Source organism: Streptomyces sp. T028 (assembly GCF_048159505.1).
Lineage (GTDB): Bacteria > Actinomycetota > Actinomycetes > Streptomycetales > Streptomycetaceae > Streptomyces.
On sequence record NZ_JBLRVZ010000007.1, the window covers coordinates 20,089 to 34,256 of the forward strand.

At 67.5% G+C, this 14,168-nt stretch carries 15 protein-coding genes and 1 pseudogene; 6 read left to right on the forward strand and 10 right to left on the reverse strand.

Translation table 11 applies throughout. The annotated features are described in order from the left end of the window. The first annotated feature begins 5 nt into the window (after positions 1-5). Both htpX and ACLZN2_RS07440 read left to right on the forward strand, forming a co-directional pair. Positions 6-869 (forward strand): zinc metalloprotease HtpX, encoded by an 864-nt coding sequence (htpX, locus tag ACLZN2_RS07435; protein WP_416977590.1) that lies wholly within the window; start codon positions 6-8, stop codon positions 867-869. After that, positions 866-1,276 (forward strand): YccF domain-containing protein, encoded by a 411-nt coding sequence (locus tag ACLZN2_RS07440; RefSeq protein ID WP_416977591.1) that lies wholly within the window; start codon positions 866-868, stop codon positions 1,274-1,276. The genes htpX and ACLZN2_RS07440 overlap by 4 nt, the downstream gene beginning before the upstream one ends. A 25-nt stretch (positions 1,277-1,301) precedes the next feature. Here the strand turns inward: ACLZN2_RS07440 and ACLZN2_RS07445 are convergent. The 5 genes and pseudogenes from ACLZN2_RS07445 to ACLZN2_RS07465 form a co-directional block, all read right to left on the reverse strand. Then, positions 1,302-3,122: pseudogene (locus ACLZN2_RS07445) on the reverse strand (recombinase family protein); the annotation flags it as partial. Between the two features lie 215 nt (positions 3,123-3,337). Beyond that, positions 3,338-4,702, reverse strand: a complete 1,365-nt coding sequence (locus tag ACLZN2_RS07450; protein ID WP_416977695.1) for a replication initiator — start codon at positions 4,700-4,702, stop codon at positions 3,338-3,340. 299 nt (positions 4,703-5,001) lie between these two features. Continuing rightward, the gene (locus ACLZN2_RS07455; protein ID WP_340377378.1) at positions 5,002-5,199 is read right to left on the reverse strand and encodes a hypothetical protein; all 198 of its coding nucleotides are present in this window, start codon (positions 5,197-5,199) and stop codon (positions 5,002-5,004) included. Beyond that, entirely contained in the window at positions 5,196-6,497 is a 1,302-nt protein-coding gene (locus ACLZN2_RS07460; RefSeq protein ID WP_416977592.1) for an FtsK/SpoIIIE domain-containing protein, read from the reverse strand. Before ACLZN2_RS07460 ends, ACLZN2_RS07455 begins: the two co-directional genes overlap by 4 nt. Continuing rightward, positions 6,497-6,847 carry a hypothetical protein gene (locus tag ACLZN2_RS07465; protein ID WP_397799489.1) on the reverse strand — a complete coding sequence of 117 codons (351 nt, stop codon included), beginning with the start codon at positions 6,845-6,847 and terminating at the stop codon, positions 6,497-6,499. The genes ACLZN2_RS07460 and ACLZN2_RS07465 overlap by 1 nt, the downstream gene beginning before the upstream one ends. 167 nt (positions 6,848-7,014) lie before the next feature. Here ACLZN2_RS07465 and ACLZN2_RS07470 point away from each other — a divergent pair, with 167 nt between their 5' ends. Beyond that, positions 7,015-7,791 (forward strand): GntR family transcriptional regulator, encoded by a 777-nt coding sequence (locus tag ACLZN2_RS07470; protein ID WP_416977593.1) that lies wholly within the window; start codon positions 7,015-7,017, stop codon positions 7,789-7,791. A gap of 410 nt (positions 7,792-8,201) precedes the next feature. Here ACLZN2_RS07470 and ACLZN2_RS07475 read toward each other — a convergent pair whose 3' ends face one another. Beyond that, positions 8,202-8,489, reverse strand: coding sequence for a hypothetical protein (locus tag ACLZN2_RS07475; RefSeq protein ID WP_416977594.1), 288 nt, complete (start codon positions 8,487-8,489; stop codon positions 8,202-8,204). A gap of 318 nt (positions 8,490-8,807) precedes the next feature. After that, a complete protein-coding gene (locus tag ACLZN2_RS07480) occupies positions 8,808-9,374 on the reverse strand; it encodes an ATP-binding protein (RefSeq protein ID WP_416977595.1) in 567 nt (188 codons plus the stop codon). Positions 9,375-9,567: 193 nt separating this feature from the next. On the opposite strand from ACLZN2_RS07480, the gene ACLZN2_RS07485 reads away from it, so the two are divergent. Beyond that, a complete protein-coding gene (locus tag ACLZN2_RS07485) occupies positions 9,568-10,920 on the forward strand; it encodes a tetratricopeptide repeat protein (RefSeq protein WP_416977596.1) in 1,353 nt (450 codons plus the stop codon). Between the two features lie 96 nt (positions 10,921-11,016). Here the strand turns inward: ACLZN2_RS07485 and ACLZN2_RS07490 are convergent, their stop codons facing one another. Continuing rightward, on the reverse strand, positions 11,017-11,418 hold the full coding sequence (locus ACLZN2_RS07490) for a YccF domain-containing protein (RefSeq protein ID WP_416977597.1): 402 nt from the start codon (positions 11,416-11,418) through the stop codon (positions 11,017-11,019). Between the two features lie 18 nt (positions 11,419-11,436). On the opposite strand from ACLZN2_RS07490, the gene ACLZN2_RS07495 reads away from it, so the two are divergent. Continuing rightward, positions 11,437-11,634, forward strand: coding sequence for a hypothetical protein (locus ACLZN2_RS07495; protein ID WP_416977701.1), 198 nt, complete (start codon positions 11,437-11,439; stop codon positions 11,632-11,634). A gap of 168 nt (positions 11,635-11,802) precedes the next feature. Here the strand turns inward: ACLZN2_RS07495 and ACLZN2_RS07500 are convergent, their stop codons facing one another. Next, entirely contained in the window at positions 11,803-13,053 is a 1,251-nt protein-coding gene (locus ACLZN2_RS07500; protein ID WP_416977598.1) for an APC family permease, read from the reverse strand. Positions 13,054-13,265: 212 nt separating this feature from the next. Between ACLZN2_RS07500 and ACLZN2_RS07505 the strand changes: the two genes are divergently transcribed. Continuing rightward, positions 13,266-13,532, forward strand: a complete 267-nt coding sequence (locus tag ACLZN2_RS07505; protein ID WP_416977599.1) for a GlsB/YeaQ/YmgE family stress response membrane protein — start codon at positions 13,266-13,268, stop codon at positions 13,530-13,532. 101 nt (positions 13,533-13,633) lie between these two features. Here ACLZN2_RS07505 and ACLZN2_RS07510 read toward each other — a convergent pair whose 3' ends face one another. Continuing rightward, positions 13,634-14,122 carry a YajQ family cyclic di-GMP-binding protein gene (locus tag ACLZN2_RS07510; RefSeq protein WP_360332014.1) on the reverse strand — a complete coding sequence of 163 codons (489 nt, stop codon included), beginning with the start codon at positions 14,120-14,122 and terminating at the stop codon, positions 13,634-13,636. Between the last annotated feature and the right edge of the window lie 46 nt (positions 14,123-14,168).

Genomic DNA, 14,168 nt, shown 5'->3' on the forward strand with positions numbered 1-14,168 from the left:
GTACCGTGCACCGCCGGCACAACGGGCTCAGGACGGCAGTACTCCTCGGGGGACTGTCCGCGCTCATCATCGTCATCGGCAGCTTCTTCGGCCGCACGGGGCTCGTCGTCGCGGTCGTGATCGCCCTCGGGACGAACGCGTACGCGTACTGGAACAGCGACAAACTGGCGCTACGCGCGATGCGCGCCCGTCCGGTCAGCGAGTTCGAGGCACCCGCCCTGTACCGGATGGTCCGGGACCTCTCCACCCAGGCCCGCCAGCCCATGCCCCGGCTGTACATCTCCCCGACCGAGGCACCCAACGCCTTCGCCACCGGCCGCAACCCGCGCAACGCCGCCGTGTGCTGCACCGAGGGCATCCTGCGCATCCTCGACGAGCGGGAGCTGCGCGGAGTCATCGGCCATGAACTCAGCCACGTCTACAACCGCGACATCCTCATCTCCTCGGTGGCCGGCGCCCTCGCCTCCGTGATCATGTTCCTGGTCAACTTCGCCTGGCTGATCCCGATCGGCCGCTCCGACGACGATGACGGTCCCGGTCTCCTGGGCATGCTCCTGATCATGATCCTCGGCCCGCTCGCCGCCAGCCTCATCCAACTCGCCATCAGCCGCTCCCGGGAGTACGAGGCGGACGCCTCCGGAGCCCAGCTCACCGGCGACCCGCTTGCCCTCGCCAGTGCCCTGCGCAAACTGGAGATGGGTACCAAACAGCTCCCACTGCCCCCCGAGCCCCGGATCGAGACCGCGAGCCACATGATGATCGCGAATCCCTTCCGCCCGGGTCAGGGACTCACCAAGATGTTCTCCACGCATCCGCCGATGGCGGAGCGCATCGCCCGGCTCGAGAAAATGGCAGGTCGCCACCAGTGAAGACCATTCTGAACGTCATCTGGCTCGTCCTGAGCGGTTTCTGGCTGTTCCTCGCCTACCTCCTCGCGGGCCTGCTGCTCTGCGTCACGATCATCGGCATTCCGTTTGGCATTGCCGCTTTCCGTATCGGCGTCTACGCCCTCTGGCCCTTCGGCTACACCACGGTCGAACGGCGGGACGCGGGCGCGCCCTCCTGCGTCGGCAACGTGCTCTGGCTGGTCCTCGCCGGCTGGTGGCTGGCCCTCGGGCACATCGTCACCGGGATCGCCCTGTGCGTGACCATCATCGGGATTCCGTTCGGGATGGCTCAGTGGCGCTCAGCATCATCCGGGGATCGACGCGACCTTCGATGGTCATCGGTGGCAGCAGCTCAGGGGACCAAACCGGCACTCGCTCTGTGTGCGTGAGTACGTCGTTGACCAACTTCCAGGTGCCGGTCTTGGACCACCTACGGAAGTGATCCGCCGTCGTCTTTGTGACGCCGAACTCAGCGATGACTTCCGACCAGGACATCCCCGTACGCGCCTTGTGAAAGATGCCGTTCACCGAGCGCCTGATAGCGTCGCCGGGACGGTTGTGGAGCAGCGGGACAATCGCTGCCCACTCGTCGTCGGAGAGGTCAGAGGCGGGTACTTCCAGCCCCCTCGACTCGTACCAAGCGCGCACCGGGCAAGGCGTACCGGACTTCAACTCATGTGGTACGGGGCCGGTGAACGTCACCTTCACTTCCAACAGGTCGAGGATGTCGGCTTGTTGGTCCGGTTCCATGTTGAGGAAGGAGTGCCGGGCCATCTGGGCAAGCTCTCGTAGTTCGCGGTTCCGTCGCTCCGCGTCTTCCATCTCGGCAAGCCATTGGGCAGCTTCATCGCGAAGGCCCTGGAGCTGCTGAAGCTCTTCTTCGAGAAGGGCCGTGGCAGCGGCGACGGCATCAGCAGAGCGCGTCTTCTTCGCTGTGGCCACGGTTACGGCGGTGATGGCTTGGCCGAGATCTTCGATCTGTTGGTCAAGCTCCGCGATGCGCTCGACATTCGCGGCCTTGTCGCCCTCGGAAAGGCCGATCCACTCTGCTGCCAGTTCCTCCAGCTTTCGGCCGTCCCCGATGACTTTGATTACTTCCTGCCAGACGTGATCCTCAAGAGCTTGAGCGTTCACGTAGGAACACCCGCACGATTTGGTCCCAGCGGCCCGGCTACTGGTCCCTCCGCTGCAACGGTATTCGCGAGTCCCGGAGTTCGTCGATGCCCGACTGATTCCGGTATAAGACTTCCCGCAAAGGCTGACCACCCTCCCCGAAAGTGGATAGGTTGCGCAGTCGCGGCGGCTCGACATGACCCTAACCACCGACTTGCGCTTCAGGTTCACAGCCTCCTCTTCACTCAGGATGCGCGGAACCTTGATCGTGACGGATTCCCCCCACAGTGGATTTCCGCTGTCGTCGGTCTTGGCGTGCTTTCCGCGAAAGGGAACTTGCCCTTCCAGAATCGCAGAGGAGAGGATTCGGTCGCGGAGGTTTACATACGTCCAGGGGTTGCCGGATCGATTAAATTTTCGTTCCGAGTTCAGTCGGATTGCTGCCTGGAGGATGTTCAGCCCTTCGCCCACGACGAGATCATGCACGTATCGGATCAACGAGGCTTCTTGTTCGTTGATTACCAGGTAAGAGCCAGTCGTTCCCTTTCCTTCGACCCGGTACCCGAACGGGGGACGCCCGCCCATGTGGGCAGCCTCGATCAGTTCAGCTTTCTCCTGCAAGCCGCCCTGAGTGCGATCCCGGATGGTTTCCCACTCGGTCTCTGCATAGTCGGCATCGCGGCGCATTTTCTTGCGCCCCTCGGCAGTGGTGTTGTCGTAGTCGTCGGCGACGACGGCGACGTAGACCCCGATGTCTTCCAGTGCCCAGACCCAGCGCCAGAATGCCCGCCCTTTGCGTCCGATCGCGCGGCCGTCAGGGACGACGACGATGTCGAACGGGCGGGGTTGCTTCTGGGCATCAGTCATGAGCCGCTTGAGATCACCGCGCTCCGACGCTTCCAAGGAGCCCGACACGCCTTCGTCGACGTAGGTGTCGACGTGCTCCCAACCCTTGCTGGCAATGTGGCGAGTGGTTTTGGTGTTCTGCCTCGCTACGCCGTAGCCCTTCGTCTGCTCTTCGGTTGAAACGCGCAGGTAGGCCACCGCTCGAAGCAGCCGTTTGCCGACGGCGTTCTTGACTGCCTCGATCGCTGAAGGCAGAGGTGTGCTTACATTGGACATGTCGACTCCTAGTCAGTCGGCCAGCCCCGGGGCGGTGCCAGCCGCTGCCGGGGCGTCTTTGTCAACTCCCATTCTAGCTTCGAGATGTGAGGCTGCGTCGGCTCTTCTGTCATTTGTGCGGTTCGGTTGTGGACCAAACAGAATCCGCAGAAGGCGAGCCCGTTCCGCCGGAGACAGCGTCTTGTCCGGATTCCAAATGACTTGGGTCTCGGACACTATGTACACACCCCACGAAGGCGATCAGCCGTTGCGTCCCGTCCGAACTCGCGTGCGGTGGCGAGGTCTTCGGCGATCCCGGCCGCGATGAGGGCTGCGCCGGGGGTGTGGCCGGATCCGATGTAGCGCCAGCTGTGTTCGGTGATCGCGTCGGGGGTGTCGGTGTGGCCCATGTGGTGGGCGCGTTCGGCGCGCAGTGCTGCGTAGGTGGTGGAGTAGGCGCGGGATTTGGTGAGGATGTGGCCCCTGTAGCCGAGGGTGTGGGTCCAAGGGCGGAGGCGGAGGGATTCGTACTCGGGGAGGCCGCCGAGGCGCCAGCATGCGCGCATGAGGGTGCGGACGTGTGTGCTGACGGGCGCCGACTCGATGTCAGCCCAGGTGGTCAGGGAATGGTCGAGACCGGCGCCAGTTTCACTCGCTCCCTTGGTCACGTACTTGGCGACGTACGCGGCTACGGCGTCGTCATCGGGGCCTTCACCGTCGGTGCGCAGTGGCCGAGCGTCGATCTGCCCACCCCAGCGCAAGACGCGCACACCCACGGCCGGGCTGTAGGGCGAGTGGACCAGGACGCGCCGGGCCGACTTGCGTACGGCATCGATGAGGAGTTCTGCTGTGCCCCAGGCCGGGGGTTCGTCGTCGGATCCGTTCGGGCCGTCGAGGCGGACGACGGCATGGACGTGGACGGCCGCCCGCTTCTGGTACTCGGCGACGCGGGCGAAGGACAGCCGGGCGTGTTCGGCGAAGCGGGACTGTACGAGGCCGACGGAGGAGGCCAGGCGCCGCCTTACGTCGATCACGAAGCGGTCCCACAGCTTGGAGGCGTGCGCGTGCCACAGGACGTGCGCTGTGTAGTCGTAGCAGTCGGGGCAGAGCGGTTGGCCGACGGCCGGGGCATCCGGGGCGTGGACGGTGCCGCAGCCGAGGGGGCACCCATGCTCGCAGGTGCGGCGATCTCTGCGTGGTCGGCACTGTTCCCCGGCACGGTGGACCGGGCCGAAAGAGGGGGCAGTGAGCGTGACGAACAGTCGAGGCCGGTAGCGGACGACCGGGGGAACGTTCTTGCCTCCGAGGAGGCCGGCGCGCACCAGGTGGTAGGTGTCTCCGGCGTGGAGGCGGGAGCAGGCCGGGCAGATGGTGGCGCGGCGGTTGCGGCAGCGGACGAGGAGGCGTTCGCCGGGTTCGTTGCGGGTGTCGTAGTGGCGGAGGATCTCGCCCGTCGTGGCGTCCAGGGTGGTGGTGGAGCCGGAGAGGTGGACGGGATGGGAGCAGCCGCCGGTTGCGGTGATCTGTTCCAGCCAGCGGGGGAACTTGGGGTCTTGGGCGAGGCGGATTGCGTCGCGGTCGGTTTCGGGGAGCTGACGCAGGCGCGCCGCGCGGTCGAGGGCGGCGCGCCGGTCAGCCGGGGTGTACTCCGGGGTGATGGTGGTGACCTTCCAGGGTGGGCCGCCGAAGCGGCCGGGACGGTAGTGGGTGGTGCGCCGTGGGGCATGGGGATCACTCCCTTGGGCGGGTCGTGGGTGAGTGCGGGGTTCAGCGGATGGTGCCGGTGCCCCGGCAGATGCGGCAGCGCCGGATGCGCCCGGTCCAGGTCCTACGGGCGCCGTCGCCCTTGCAGTGGGGGCACCTCACGCGAGGCATGGGCATGGTCGGGTGTCCTCTCTGCTCAGGTGTGGGAGAAGCCGCTGATGAACCAGGTCACGAGGCCGTGGATGGTGAAGATCACGGGGGTCTGGCCGAGGTAGACGCCGAAGAGGCCGACGCAGACCGCTTCCCAGGCGCGGACGTCGCGGGAGCGGACGAGGAGGACGGTGATGATCCCGAAGATCACCGCGAACGTGAATGCCGTGCCTTCGCTGATCACTTCGACTCTCCTTCCAGCGCAACGAGTGCGCGGGTGACGAGGGGCAGTTCCGGGGTCATCGCGCCGTACTTGCGGGCCGTGGCCACGGCCTCATCGGTGGGAGTCAGGTGGGAGCGGGCCCGGCTCCATCCGCCGTCCGGGCCGGTGCAGACGGCCACGCCGCGTTCTTCCGGGGTGATGGCTTGGGCGACGGCCACGGCGTCCTTGTTGAGGTCGCCGAGGGTCATTTCTGCCGTGCCGGGGTCGTTGACCCGGTGGCAGATCCGGCCGCCGAGTTGGGCGCGCAGGGCGGTGACGCCGGGGCCGAGGTCGGATCCGACGCGTTGGCCGGCCACGACCAGGTGGATGCCGAGGGCGGCTCCGAGCTGGGCCAGCCGCAGCAGGAGCGTGGAGCACTGTTCGGCTTCCGCCTTGCTCTCGCGGGTGCCGTCGGACAGGTACAGCTCTGCGATCTCGTCGACCAGGACCACGACCGGCACGGGGCGGAGCTTGTCCGGGAGTTCCCAGATGGAGCGGACCCCGGCCGACCGGCACGCGCTCATCCGCTCCTGCATGTCGACCACCAGGGCGGACAGCACGGCCACCGCCTCACGCCGACACGTGGCCAGCGCGGTCAGGCGTGCGGTGAACAGGCCGAGTTCCATGCCGCCCTTGCAGTCGATGCCCACCAGGGCAACGCGCTGCGTGGCGAGTTGCGTGATGAGCCGGGCCAACAGGGTCGACTTGCCCGAACGGGTGGCCCCAGTGATGAGCCAGTGCGGGACCAGGCGCAGGTTCATCACCCACGCCCCGCCCGTCTCCAGCGCACCGATCAGCGCGGAGAGGAGTTCAGCCGGAGCCGTGGCTAAGCCGGGCCGCTCCAGCGGATCACGTGCCATGGCGGTCAGCAGCACGAGGCCGCGTTCCGGCGAGGTGACCCGCACCGCGTGGACCTTCCACGCGTGCACGAACGCGTCCGCCGCCTTCAGATAGGTTGCCGGTGTCTGGCCCGCGTGCAGCCGCACCAGCACGGACAACCCCATCGGGGTGACGTGCGGGAAGGAGCAGCGCGGAGCCACCGGCCGCACCGGGTCACCTTTCACCAGCAGGTGACCGACGAGCGTGCGTGCCGGGAGTCGGGACACGGCGAGGTCGTTGAGCACGGCGACGCGCCGCCAGGTGGACACCACCCGCCAGGCGGTGACCGGGTAGCCGACGAGGTACCAGTGCCACACCGGACGATGCCGGCGTACCAGGTCACCGACGACGAGCATCCAGGCCAGCACGGCCAGGGCGAGGGCGATGACGTAGGGCTCCATCACGCCTCACCGCCCTTGCGCTGCACAGCCGGGGTGCCGGGAACGGGGGTGATGGCGTCGGCGCGGAAGCTGACGCCGTGCCGGTCGCCCATCGACCACATGAACGCCACCAGCCCGGTGACCTTCACGATCTGTCCTTCCTCGATGCCGGTCGGCTCACCGCTGACGGCGATCTCGATGACGGAGATCCGCCGCCGGTCCTGCCGCACGGTCACGGCCACGGTGTAGACGGGGTTGCCGTCCCGGTCCTTCTTCACCTCCTGTGTCTCGGAGTTGCTGATCTTCACTTCCGGAGCGATGGCGCACCGCAGTACGCCCAGCCGCGCCGTGTCCACGGGAATGGACTGCATTTCGTTGGCCTCCATAGCCAGTCACGACGCCAGACTTCTTCTGACGTCACTTGTCCTTACGAGTGATGAGTGTGGAGTGCTGTACGGCGAGGATGCAAGTACTTATTCTGACGAGTGACGCCGCGCGTGCGACGTGCCTATGACCCCGACCCGTCGGAGATGCCCAGATGTCGGAGATCCAGCGCCCCGGAGCCCTCTATCAGCAGGTGGCCGCCGCCATCCGCGAAGCGATCCTCAAGGGCGAGTACGAACCCGGCGCCCCGCTCCCCTCGGAAGCACAGCTCATGGCCCGCTACCAGGTCTCGCGCCCGACCGTCCGCAACGCCGTCGCCGCCCTGCGCGCCGAAGGCCTCATCGACGTCCGCCATGGAAAGGGCAGCTTCGTACGTTCCGACAGTGGCCCCGTCGCCGGTATCTCCCGCTACGTGGGCAAGACGCCGGCCGGGCACTTCACGCTGTACGGCGTAGCCGCATGGCAGCAGACCGAGGAGCCGAGCACCTACCGCACTCACGCCACCGAAGCCACAGCCCACGAGCTGGAACTGAAGGTGGAAGACGCGCTGTTCGGCTGTGACCGGCTGCTCGTCGACCCGGCCACCGGAGCGCGCGCGATGCACCGCACGCTGATCCCCTTCGCCACGGCCGAAGCCGTACCCGCTCTGGCCGATGCCCCGGACGCCGAACCCGCGACGCTCTACGAGATGCTGACGAAGGCCGGGCACAAGCTGTGGTGGTCCGAGACGGTACGGGCCCGCATGCCGCTGCCCGACGAGCGCACCGCTCTGCGCCTGCCCGACGCGACCCCGGTCCTGCACGTCTCCCGCGTCACCTGCGGCACCGACGACCCACTGATCCTCGAAGAACTCCGCATCGGAGCCGACCGCACCGAACTCACCTACCGGATCACCGCCGACAAAGAGCCCGCGCGACGCACGCGAGCCTGAGCGGAGAGCCGCATCGGTCGAAACAGCCTTCACTTCCTCAAGGGCGCGCCTTCGGCGCGCCGGGTCGACCGGCCGCCCCGGCCGGGCGTGCGGCGTGACCGCCGGTCCCGGCCGTGCGCCGGACGCCCCACACGACAGCACGCCCGAGGAGTCGAGGCGAGGACCGGCCGTCGAGGGCCGGAGCCCACGGGGCCGGGGGTCGCCGGCCGGAGAGACTTTAGGCAGCCACCATGGGGCGAGCCTCGAAGAACAGGGGGCCAATCGGGCACAACCGCGGGCAGGTGCACCACCTGCCCGATCCGCCGGGCGAGCGTAAGGCCCCCTGTTCACTCGCCCCATGGCAGCTCCCGCCCAAAGTCTCTCCGGCCGGCGACGTGCCCATGTGCACCGCCCACCAGCGAAAACACCTCTCACCGAGCGTCGCCGTCACCATCGGCGAGCCGCTCCAGGAGCCCCGCGAGCCGGACGGCCGCACCAGGCAGCCCCACAAGGCGCACTACCCCGCGCCCGTCGTCGTTCGTCGCAGCGACGGCCCGTAACTCGGACGGCTCGAACTCCGCCAAGAGCAGTGCGAAGTTCAGTTGATCGGCCGCCTCACGCGCCACACGCCAGCCCGCCATGTAGTCGACACCGCGCACCCACAGACCGGACTCCGCGCCCGACGTGTCGCCCAGCCAGCCCTCACCGGAGCCGTTCACTGTTCCACCCCTGCCCTGATCTAGGTAACGGATCGTCAACTCTCTTTGGCCCAGGGCAGATACGCAGCACGAAGACCCCGGTACCATCAGGCACCGGGGATCTTCGCGTTCCCCAACCGGGCCACCCTTCGCTTTCCAGGGCTGATGGGGTGGCCCGGTCTCGGTCTTAGGTTGTGAAGCGTGGCCCCTGGGCACTGAGTGGGGAACTCAGCGAACCGTCCCAGGAGCCACGCCCCGTTCGCCGGACGGGTTACCGTCCGGCACCCGACTGCCGCGCACTCGTGAGAGAGCGAGACGCGCAACGACAGCCGGAGATCATCAAGACGGCATCCCCCGAGTCCCGGAGCCGAGATCGAGGCGGCACCACACGGTCTTGCCGCCCCGGTCTTCCGGCGTCCACCACACCGCCGCCGCCAAGCGCTGCACGATGAGCAGCCCACGGCCGTTGTCTGGCAAGACCGCTTCCGACAGCTCTTCCATCAGGCCGGGCCAGAACGTGTCACCCAGAGGCAGCAGCGGCGGTGACGAGTCCTCATCCGCGACCCCGATGAACAGCCACTTCGGCCACACCTTGAAGTGCACATCGACACGACGGGAGCCACCGGGGCGAGTCAGGGAGCGTTCCGGCACCACGTGGTTCACCACGTTCCCAACCAGCTCCGAAACGATCAGCCGAGCGTCGTCCACCGCCGCGCCGGCGCCTACGCCCCTGAGGAACTCGGCCGTCTGGTCACGCGCAACGCGAGCCGCGTTGCCGCAGTCGGCGAAGAGAGTCAGCGTCAGGTAGTGCCCACCGGTGGACGGATCCGGCGCGGTGAACCAGTGGGCATGCGCATCCAGTTCATTCGCTAAGTGCGCATGTGACCGCGCTCTTCTGGCGTCCATGAACGGGCCCCGTCTCAGGTCACGCCTACCGAGGACCTCCCGGCAGGGTGACGAGAGTGCACCCTTCAACCCACGTGCCGCTCCCCCCTCTTGGGGACCCCCCTCACCGGTACACTCGGAGTTAGGACGTGAGTGCAGATCGAGAGAGCCGATCTGACGAAGAGCGTCAGGTCAATCACGATGGGGAAGTGAGATGGCCGAGGCAGCACCCACACCGGCAGCTCTGCCGCCGCATGTGCTCGAACGCGCGGACGTGCGGTCAGCAATCGCCAACCACGACTTCGGCGAAGTCTTCAGACTCGCCAAGATCCACGGCCACATCAGCTACGCCAAGATCTCCGAAGCCGTCGGCTACAAGCGCGAGCACATCGGCAAGATGGCCCGCCCCGAGACAGACGGCAAGGGCGTCCGCCCACGGATCACGCAGTACTTCAAGATCCTCGAAGTCGTTGACGGACTGCGCATCCCCGGCCACCTTGCAGGACTCGCGCCCCGGCCATGGGAGTTGGAACGACCGGCTACCACGTCCCCGACCGACGACCCCAGCACCCTGATCGCCCAGGGTGGAGCCGGTCTGTGGGACATTGCCGAGATGCTCCGGCGCACGGAGATGTCCAGCATCAACAGCGCCGCCCTGGAGTCGATCGAACAGGGCATTGACCAACTCGCCCGCGCGTACCCGTACGCCGACGCCGACTACCTTCACGACCGCACCCGCAACGGCCTCCAGTACGTCACCAAGCAACTCGAAGGCCGGATGACCCTCCGCCAGCACCGGGAACTACTAGTCGACACCGGATGGCTCTTCCTGCTGAACGCGTGCGTCCAGTACGACCGAGGCCAGCGCGAGGCCGCCAACCTCAGCAAGGCCGCCGCACTCCGCATCGGTCAGGAGGCAGGCCACGGCGAGATCATGGCGTGGGCGTGGGAGGTCGAGGCGTGGTTCGCGCTCACTCAGAGCCGTTGGCAAGACATGCTCGAAGCGGTCGAGGCCGGCCACATCGCTGACCAGACGCATTCCGTCGGCGTACAGCTCTACGCCCACAAGGCACGAGCCGCCGCCCGCATGGGAGACAGCCGCTTGGTCCGAGACTCCCTCGACGCCGGCCGCGCCCGATTGGACCGCCTACCCCGCCCGGACCACCCGGAACACCACTTCATCATCGACCCCGACAAGTGGGACTTCTACGAGATGGACGCCTATCGCCTCCTCGGAGACGACGAACGCGCCGCCGCCCACGCCCGCTCAGTAATCCGCATCAGCACCGGCCCCGACGGCACCGAGGTTTCCCCCATGCGCGCAGCAGAGGCCCGCCTCACCCTCGGGGTCGCTGCCGCCCGCACCGGCGACATCGAAGAAGCCATCGGCATGGGCACCACAGCACTCGAAGCCGACCGTAAATCGCTCCCGTCCCTGCTTTTAGTCGCTGACGAGCTGGACAAGGAACTCCGCTCCCGGTACGCGCGAGAGGCATCCACGCGTGACTTCCACGAGCGGGTCATGACCATCAAGCGAGGGGCGGCCAGGCCTGAATTGCCGTTCTGATCAGCTGCGTGCAGAAGGGGGTTCTCGGAACAGAGAACCCCCTTCTGCACTGAGTGTTCATAGCGCGGAATGCTGATCTTTCGCCCTATCGGAGGCTCAGCGCCCGCCCCACCCCTCGTCGGTCGACACAACCTCATGCCCCAAGGGCGCAAGGGAGATCGGAATCAGCTTCAGATTCGCCCAGCCGAAGGGAATCCCGATGATCGACAGAAAGAGCGGGATGCTCGTGACGAGGTGGCCAAGGGCCAGCCACCAGCCAGCAAAGATGATCCAGATGACGTTGCCGATCAGAGATCCCGCTCCGGCGTCCCGCTTCGGTACGGTCGTGCGGCCGAAGGGCCAGAGCACGAAGCCAGCGATCCGCAGTGAGGCCACGCCGAACGGGATCGTCACGATGAGGATGAAGCAGATCAGCGCCGCCACCACGTAGGCGAGCGCCATCCAGATCCCGCAGAAGATCAACCACAGGAGATTGAGGATGAGGTTGATCAGTTTCATGATCCCTGCCCTTCGAGTATGACGCCCGTACCCGGTCTCACCAGCCAGTATCCGGCGCTCAAGTATGGAGCCGAAAGCGGAGAGAACGCGTGGGATCCTTGTGAGTGTCGGGAAGCGATCCCGTTCGGCATCGCGAACTTCAAGCTGATCCCGGTCTCGCTGTTCCCCCTGGGGCGCGAGATCGTGCCCACGGACCAACCGTTCGCCGGGCGCTGACGTGGGCGGGGCGGCTGACGCGGGTGAGCCGGCTTGCGCGGGGAGCCGAGGGTGAGCCGGTTCTCCACAAGCCGCTGGTTGTCCACAGGTCGGGGCGATTGTCAGTGGCGTCCGGCACCATGAACGCATGACCGAGCAGGAGCAGATACCGCGGACGCCGTAGGCCTGTCACCGCCCGCCCAGCCGCCTCCGCACCCCGTACGCGACCACGCCCACCGCAAGAACGGCCGCCCCCGTCACCACGGACGTCACCGGCAGGGCGAACGCCAGCGTCACGCAGCCCAGGAGGCCCAGAGCGGGAAGCGCCCTCACCGTCGGGGAGCCGTCCAGGGTCCAGGCCGAGGCGTTGGCCACCGCGTAGTAGGCGAGCACACCGAAGGAGGAGAAACCGATCGCGCCCCGTACGTCCACCGTGGCGGCGAGGACCGCCACCACCGCGCCGACGGCCAGTTCGGCCCGGTGAGGCACCTTGAAACGCGGGTGCACGGCAGCCAGAGCACCGGGCAGATGGTGGTCGCGGGCCATCGCCAGGGTGGTGCGTGAGACACCCAGGATGAGCGCGAGCAGGGAGCCCAGCGCGGCCACGGCCGCTCCGACCCGGACCACCGGCACCATCCCCGGCGCGCCGGCCGCCCGCACCGCGTCGGCCAGGGGTGCCTCCGCCCGCCCGAGCTCCCCGGCGCCGAGCACGGAGAGGGCGGCGACCGCCACGCACGCGTAGACCGCCAGGGTGATGCCCAGCGCGAGCGGGATCGCGCGGGGGATGGTGCGCGCCGGGTCGCGTACCTCTTCGCCGAGGGTCGCGATGCGCGCGTACCCGGCGAACGCGAAGAACAGCAGACCGGCGGCCTGCAGCACACCGCCCAGGCCTCCCGAGGCCCCGATGTCCAGCCGCCCGGCGTCGGACGCCCCGGAGCCCAGACACACCACGACCACGGAAGCGAGGACAGCCAGGACCACCGTCACGATCGCCCGCGTCAGCCAGGCCGACTTCTGGACGCCGCCGTAGTTCACCGCGGTCAGCGCCACCACGGCCGCGACCGCCACGGCGTGCGCCTGCCCCGGCCAGACGTACGCCCCGACCGTCAGCGCCATCGCCGCACAGGAGGCCGTCTTCCCGACCACGAACGACCAGCCGGCCAGGTATCCCCAGAACTCCCCGAGACGTTCGCGCCCGTAGACGTAGGTGCCGCCCGAGGCCGGGTGCAGGGCGGCGAGGCGGGCCGACGACATGGCGTTGCAGTAGGCGACCAGTGCGGCGACGGCGAGCCCGAGCAACAGCCCGGAGCCCGCGGCGTGCGCGGCGGGGGCGAGGGCGGCGAAGACGCCGGCGCCGATCATCGAGCCGAGCCCGATGACCACGGCGTCGCCGACGCCGAGGGTTCGCCGCAGTTCGGAGGGAGCACCCGGCTGTGTCATGGGTCGCACCCTACTGATCAGCGGAACCACGGGATGCCGGGGTGACGTCCTCCCCGACAACACGACACGAACCCGAGTGAACGCGACGCGAACCCGCGCGTGACGGAGGGCGTCGGGGCGGGACGTGTCACGACGAGCACGACCCGTCCGGAGCGAGCGAGATCACAGTGCCCGGACAGCACGGGCACAGCACGGAGGGGCAGGTTCAGGACATGGGCATCATCAGCTGGATCATCCTGGGACTGTTGGCAGGAGTCATCGCCAAGGTCCTGCTGCCGGGGCGTGACCCGGGCGGGTTCATCGGAACGACCTTCATCGGCATCGCGGGCGCCTTCATCGGGGGCTGGATATCCGCCCGCTGGCTGGACCACCCCATCGCCAAGGACTTCTACGACGGTGCCACCTGGGTGGCGGCGATCGGCGGATCGCTCGTGCTGCTGATCGTCTACCGGCTGCTGTTCGGCAACTCCCGCGACTGAGTACGAGGGGGCCGGCTTACGAGGGGTCCGGCGTACGAGAAGGGCGGGCACTGCGGGGTGCCCGCCCTTCGTCGTCACCGGGAGCGGCCGGACGGCGGCGACTACCGGTAGTTCACGAACTGCAGTGCGAAGTCGAAGTCCTGCCCCTTCAGCAGGGCGATGACGGCCTGCAGGTCGTCACGGCTCTTGGAGCTGACGCGCAGTTCGTCGCCCTGCACCTGGGCCTTCACGCCCTTGGGGCCCTCGTCGCGGATGAGCTTCGCGACCTTCTTCGCGTTCTCCTGGGAGATGCCCTCCTTGATCTCCGCGAAGAGCTTGTACTCCTTGCCGGAGAGCTGGGGCTCGCCCGCGTCCAGCGCCTTCAGCGAGATCCCTCGCTTGATCAGCTTCGACTGGAAGACGTCGAGGACAGCCTTCACCCGGTCCTCGGAGTTCGCTTCCATCAGGATCTTTTCACCGGACCACGAGATCGAGGCGCCCACGCCCTTGAAGTCGTAGCGCTGAGAGATCTCCTTGGCGGCCTGGTTGAGGGCGTTGTCGACCTCCTGCCGCTCGACCTTCGAGACGATGTCGAAACTGGAGTCGGCCATGTCCTGTGGCTCCTTGTATCGGGGTGCGTGTGACGTGCGTATCGGC

Excerpts from the sequence above, each read along its gene's own strand:
- ACLZN2_RS07510 (WP_360332014.1), bottom strand. The coding sequence starts at position 14,122 with ATGGCCGACTCCAGTTTCGACATCGTCTCGAAGGTCGAGCGGCAGGAG.
- ACLZN2_RS07485 (WP_416977596.1), top strand. The coding sequence starts at position 9,568 with ATGGCCGAGGCAGCACCCACACCGGCAGCTCTGCCGCCGCATGTGCTC.
- ACLZN2_RS07480 (WP_416977595.1), bottom strand. The coding sequence starts at position 9,374 with ATGGACGCCAGAAGAGCGCGGTCACATGCGCACTTAGCGAATGAACTG.
- ACLZN2_RS07495 (WP_416977701.1), top strand. The coding sequence starts at position 11,437 with ATGACGCCCGTACCCGGTCTCACCAGCCAGTATCCGGCGCTCAAGTAT.
- ACLZN2_RS07460 (WP_416977592.1), bottom strand. The coding sequence starts at position 6,497 with ATGGAGCCCTACGTCATCGCCCTCGCCCTGGCCGTGCTGGCCTGGATG.
- ACLZN2_RS07490 (WP_416977597.1), bottom strand. The coding sequence starts at position 11,418 with ATGAAACTGATCAACCTCATCCTCAATCTCCTGTGGTTGATCTTCTGC.
- ACLZN2_RS07470 (WP_416977593.1), top strand. The coding sequence starts at position 7,015 with ATGTCGGAGATCCAGCGCCCCGGAGCCCTCTATCAGCAGGTGGCCGCC.
- ACLZN2_RS07500 (WP_416977598.1), bottom strand. The coding sequence starts at position 13,053 with ATGACACAGCCGGGTGCTCCCTCCGAACTGCGGCGAACCCTCGGCGTC.
- ACLZN2_RS07505 (WP_416977599.1), top strand. The coding sequence starts at position 13,266 with ATGGGCATCATCAGCTGGATCATCCTGGGACTGTTGGCAGGAGTCATC.
- ACLZN2_RS07465 (WP_397799489.1), bottom strand. The coding sequence starts at position 6,847 with ATGCAGTCCATTCCCGTGGACACGGCGCGGCTGGGCGTACTGCGGTGC.